This window comes from Rhodoferax sp., from assembly GCF_014859475.1.
Classification (GTDB): domain Bacteria; phylum Pseudomonadota; class Gammaproteobacteria; order Burkholderiales; family Burkholderiaceae_C; genus Rhodoferax.
On record NZ_JACUUE010000198.1, the window covers coordinates 1 to 4,713 of the forward strand.

Genomic DNA, 4,713 nt, shown 5'->3' on the forward strand with positions numbered 1-4,713 from the left:
GAGTATTGGCCTCCGAAGCCAAGGGTCGTGGGTTCGATCCCCGCCAGCCGCACCAGTCATGGGTTTGATACTATCAAAATCGAGTTTTATGATGCTTTGATCGGAGCCCCCTCAGATCATCGCCATCGGCTGCACGCCGGCGTGCGGCCACACGCAGCCAGTTGAGGTTTCGAGTAACAAATGCACGGGACAGTTGAAACATTCGCCACCGCCCCGATGTGGGCCGGCTTTATCGGCTTCGTGCTCGCCATGCTGGCGCTCGATCTGTTCGTCTTCGGCGGGCGCAAGGCGCATCGCGTGCATGTCCGGGAGGCTGCCAGCTGGGTGGCTGTCTGGGTCAGTCTTGCACTGGCTTTTGCCGGCCTGCTCTGGTGGTACCTCAATAGCACTTATGGCGCAGATATGGCGCGCACGAAGACGCTGGAGTTTCTTGCCGGCTACCTGATCGAACAATCGCTGTCGGTGGACAACATGTTTGTGTTCGTGATGATCTTCGGCTACTTTGCCGTTCCGCCGGAGTTGCAGCGCCGCGTGCTGCTGTTCGGGGTGCTGGGTGCCATCGTCATGCGCGCCGGCATGATCCTGGCCGGTGTCTGGCTGGTGCAGCAGTTCGCCTGGGTTCTTTATGTTTTCGGCGCTTTTCTGGTCATTACCGGCGTCAAGATGCTGATCGTTGCCGAGTCCGAGCCCGACCTGGAAAAGAACCCGCTGCTGCGCTGGCTGCGCGGGCACATGCGCATCACGCCGGACTTTCGTAGCGAGAAGTTCTTTGTGCGCCAAAACGGCATGCTCTGGGCGACGCCGATGTTTCTCGTGCTGGTGCTCATCGAGGTCAGCGACGTGGTGTTCGCGGTGGACAGCATACCGGCCATCTTCGCCGTGACGACCGATCCGTTCATCGTGTTCACCTCTAACATCTTCGCCATCATGGGTCTGCGCGCCCTTTACTTTCTGCTCGCCGACATGGCGGATCGGTTCCACCTGCTCAAGTATGGCCTGGCCATCGTGTTGGTGTTCATCGGCGGCAAGATGCTGGCCGTGCCCTGGTTCCATATCCCGATTCAGTGGTCGTTGTCGATCGTCGCCAGCATCATCCTGGTGTCGGTGGCGGCGAGCCTCGCCCTGTCAAAAGCCAAACCCGTTGCCGCTGGAGAAGACGCATGAGCGACCAAGCTGATGTCCCCGCCCCGATCACTTCCGAGCGCGACGCTGACGCCCGCCTGGTCGGCCTGAGCTTCGACAGCGCGCCACCCTTGGCCGCGCCTGATAAAAACCCGTGGCTGGTTGCCGTTGACGGTTCTGACAACGCGTTGCGCGCCGTCGCTCATGCTGCGCACCAGGCTGACCAGATGCACGCCTGCGCCCTGCATCTGGTCAATGTGCAGCAGTGGTTCAGCAAGGAGGCGGCAGAGACCGAGCTGGCGCCCCGGGCGTGGCTTGCCAGCGCAAGGGCGCGTGCCCTGCTCGATGCGCAAGGCCAGCCGTGGCGGCTGCATGTGGTGATGGGCGATCCTGCAGATCAGATCATGGCGCTGGCCGTGCGGCTCGGTTGCAACGGCGTTGTCGTCGGCAACCGTGGCCTTGGCGTGGTCGAGAACCTGCTGCTCGGCTCGGTGACCAAAAAACTCCTGCAGCTGAGCGGGCCGCCTGTGGTGGCGGTACCCTGAATCAGGCCGCGCCGCCCTCTGCGTACCGGGCAACCTGCACCAGGCAGTCGTAAAACGTGGGGCCGTGGCCCAGGTCGGTCAGCTTCTGGCTGGTGAGCTGGTTGACGTTGCTGCCGTTGAGCCCCAGTTTGCGCCACCAGACGCCCAGACCGTTGACCACACCAGGGCGTGCCCGCGCGCTGATGCGGGCGCGGCACTGGTAGTTGCCCCGGTCATTGAAAACACGCACCACATCGCCACTGGCAATGCCGCGCGCCGCCGCATCAAGCGGGTGCATTTCCAGCAGCGGTTCGCCTTCGCTGTCACGCAGGCTTTTGACGTTGACAAAGCTCGAATTCAAAAAGTTGCGCGCCGGGGGCGAAATCATGGCCAACGGGTAGGCGCTTGAGCTGTGCGCCGCCTCATGGTTGGGCACATGGTCGGGCAGGCCATCAAACCCCTGTGCCGCCAGTCGCGCGCTGAAGAACTCGCACTTGCCGGAAGGCGTCGGGAAGTTGCCCTGGGCAAAAGGTGCCTCTGGCGTGTCGAGGGTGGCAAAGCCGTTGGCCAGCAGGGTGTCGAAGCTGACAGCGTCGCCGTAGGCCTGGCGGCACAGCGTCTCGTCGCTGTCGGCAAAGCACGGCTCATCAAAGCCCATGCGCGCTGCCAGTTCGCGAAATATCTGCGCGTTGGGTTTGGCCTCGCCCAGCGGCGCAATCGCCGGCCGGTTGAGCAGCGCGTCGGTGTGGCCGTAGCTGCTGTGCACATCCCAGTGCTCCAACTGCGTGGTGGCGGGCAGGATGTAGTCGGCATGGTCGGCGGTGTCGGTCTGAAAATGCTCCAGCACCACGGTAAACACATCTTCGCGCGCAAAGCCTTCCACCACCTTGGCGGATTCGGGTGCCACCGCCACCGGGTTGCTGTTGTACACGATCAGCGCCTCGATGGCCGGACCAAAGCCTGGGCTGCTCCGGCGCAGCAGGTCGTCGCCGATGGTGACCATGTTGATGCTGCGCGGCGTGCGCCCGGCCAGCAGGTCGGGGCGTTGCAGCGTGGCGCGCTGCACCGGAAAAGCGCCCGAGCTCGATAGCAGCACGCCACCGGCGCGATGGCGCCAGGCGCCAATGAGCGCGGGCAGGCTGGCGATCAGGCGCACCGCGTTGCCACCGCCGTGCACCCGCTGCAGACCATAGTTCATGCGAATGGCCGCTGCCTGGCCATTGCGGGCGCACCCGCCGTAGTCGCGCGCCAAGGCGCGAATCTGCTCAGGGCTGATACTGCAGATGGCCGCGGCGCGCTCGGGTGGCCACTGCAAGGCGCGTTCGCACAGCAGTTCCCAGCCCAGCGTGTGGCGCGCCAAATAATCGTGGTCGAGCCAGTCGTTTTGAATCAGTTCGTGCATCAGACTCAGCGCCAGCGCGCCGTCGGTGCCAGGCAGCAGCGCGATGTGCGCGTGGCATTTGTCGGCGGTTTCGCTCTTGCGCGGGTCGATGCAGATGAGCCTGGCGCCGTCGCGTTTGGCCTGAGCCGCATAGCGCCAGAAATGCAAGTTGCTGGTGACCGGGTTGCTGCCCCAGATCAGAATCAATTTGGCTTCGGCAAAAAATTCAACCCGCATGCCGACCTTGTCACCCAGCGTGTGCACCAGGCCCTGGCCACCGGCGGCGGCGCAAATGGTGCGCTCCAGTTGGGAGGCGCCCAGCTTGTTGAAAAAGCGCGCTGCCATGCTCTCGCCCTGCACCAGCCCCATGGTGCCGGCGTAGCTGTAGGGCAGGATGGCCTGCGGCTCGCGCGCCGCAATGGCACCCAGGCGCGCTGCGATGTCGCTCAGGGCGGTGTCCCAGCTCACGCGCTCAAACTGGCCGCTGCCTTTGGCGCCGGTGCGTTTGAGCGGATGCAGGATGCGCTCCGGGTGGTAAGTGCGCTCCGCGTAGCGCGACACCTTGGTGCACAAACTGCCCGCCGTGTGCGGGTGCGCCGGGTTGCCTTGCACCTTGATGGCAATGCCGCCTTTCACCGTGGTCAGCAGCGCGCAGGTGTCGGGGCAGTCGTGCGGGCAGACGCCCCGAATCTGCGAGAGCGCCTGGGGTTGGGTGGCTGTGTGTTGCATGAGTGAGCGGCCAAATGAAAAAGTATAGGCGGGCCAAAGCTGTGTGTTGCCGGACTGCAGCCACTTCAGGTGGCAGACGTCATGGCGGAGGGTGGGATAATTTCAACCGTTATCATTTGATGCTCCGCTAGACCCAATGCCGCCCATGACCTCGACTGACGCACTCCTCTTGCCCGAACTCCGATCGCGCCTCGAGCGGCACCCGCTGTATGCCTCGGTGCGCACAATGGACGACCTGCGCTGCTTCATGGAGCATCACGTGTATGCTGTGTGGGACTTCATGTCGCTGGTCAAGTTTCTGCAAGGCTCGGTTGCGCCGGTGTCCGTGCCGTGGCTGCCCACCGGAAACGCGCGTTCCACCCTGGCGCAGCGTTTCATCAACGAAATCGTACTGGGCGAGGAGACCGACGAGGGATTGCCTGATGCCAAGGGGAGTGCCTCATTCATCAGTCATTTCGACCTTTACCTGGGGGCGATGGAAGAGGTGGGTGCCGACACCCGGCCGGTGCGTGCCTTCCTGAAAGCCGTCGAGAAAAAAGGCATTGCCGCGGCGCTTTTGAAGAGCGATATCCCGGAGCCGTCGCGCCGTTTCATGGCTACGACGTTTGGCCTCCTTGACACCCGGAAAGCGCATCTTGTCGGCGCTGCCTTCGCCATGGGGCGCGAACAGGTGATCCCCGGCATGTTCAGGTCACTGCTGGCAGACATGGGCATCAGTCAAAAGAGGGCGCCCTTGTTTCATTACTACCTTGAACGTCACATTCACCTTGACGACGCGTCACATGGCCCTCTCTCGCTTCAATTGTTGGCGCAGCTCTGCGGCGACAGCGTCGGTAAAAAGAAGGCTGCAGACAAGGCAGCCCGTCAGGCCATTGACGCACGGCTGCTATTTTGGGATGGCGTGCGCAGCTGCCTGCCGTCGGCATCGAAAAAGCGCAAGCCCTAGCAGCCTGTCGG

General features: G+C 63.3%; 4 protein-coding genes. 3 read left to right on the top strand and 1 reads right to left on the bottom strand.

Annotated elements, in window-relative coordinates:
- Nucleotides 1-180 precede the first annotated feature (180 nt).
- Both IBX54_RS12810 and IBX54_RS12815 read left to right on the top strand, forming a co-directional pair.
- Complete coding sequence (locus IBX54_RS12810) at nucleotides 181-1,164, top strand: TerC family protein (RefSeq protein ID WP_296543044.1); 984 nt, start codon at nucleotides 181-183, stop codon at nucleotides 1,162-1,164.
- Nucleotides 1,161-1,667, top strand: a complete 507-nt coding sequence (locus tag IBX54_RS12815) for a universal stress protein (RefSeq protein WP_296543045.1) — start codon at nucleotides 1,161-1,163, stop codon at nucleotides 1,665-1,667. The genes IBX54_RS12810 and IBX54_RS12815 overlap by 4 nt, the downstream gene beginning before the upstream one ends.
- 1 nt (nucleotide 1,668) lies before the next feature.
- Here the strand turns inward: IBX54_RS12815 and IBX54_RS12820 are convergent, their stop codons facing one another.
- On the bottom strand, nucleotides 1,669-3,756 hold the full coding sequence (locus IBX54_RS12820; RefSeq protein ID WP_296543046.1) for a molybdopterin oxidoreductase family protein: 2,088 nt from the start codon (nucleotides 3,754-3,756) through the stop codon (nucleotides 1,669-1,671).
- Between the two features lie 169 nt (nucleotides 3,757-3,925).
- Between IBX54_RS12820 and IBX54_RS12825 the strand changes: the two genes are divergently transcribed.
- On the top strand, nucleotides 3,926-4,702 hold the full coding sequence (locus IBX54_RS12825) for a DUF3050 domain-containing protein (protein ID WP_296543047.1): 777 nt from the start codon (nucleotides 3,926-3,928) through the stop codon (nucleotides 4,700-4,702).
- The last annotated feature ends 11 nt before the right edge of the window (nucleotides 4,703-4,713 follow it).

What these genes read in the sequence shown, in the direction of transcription:
- IBX54_RS12810 (WP_296543044.1), top strand. Translation starts at nt 181, where the DNA reads ATGCACGGGACAGTTGAAACATTCGCCACCGCCCCGATGTGGGCCGGC.
- IBX54_RS12815 (WP_296543045.1), top strand. Translation starts at nt 1,161, where the DNA reads ATGAGCGACCAAGCTGATGTCCCCGCCCCGATCACTTCCGAGCGCGAC.
- IBX54_RS12820 (WP_296543046.1), bottom strand. Translation starts at nt 3,756, where the DNA reads ATGCAACACACAGCCACCCAACCCCAGGCGCTCTCGCAGATTCGGGGC.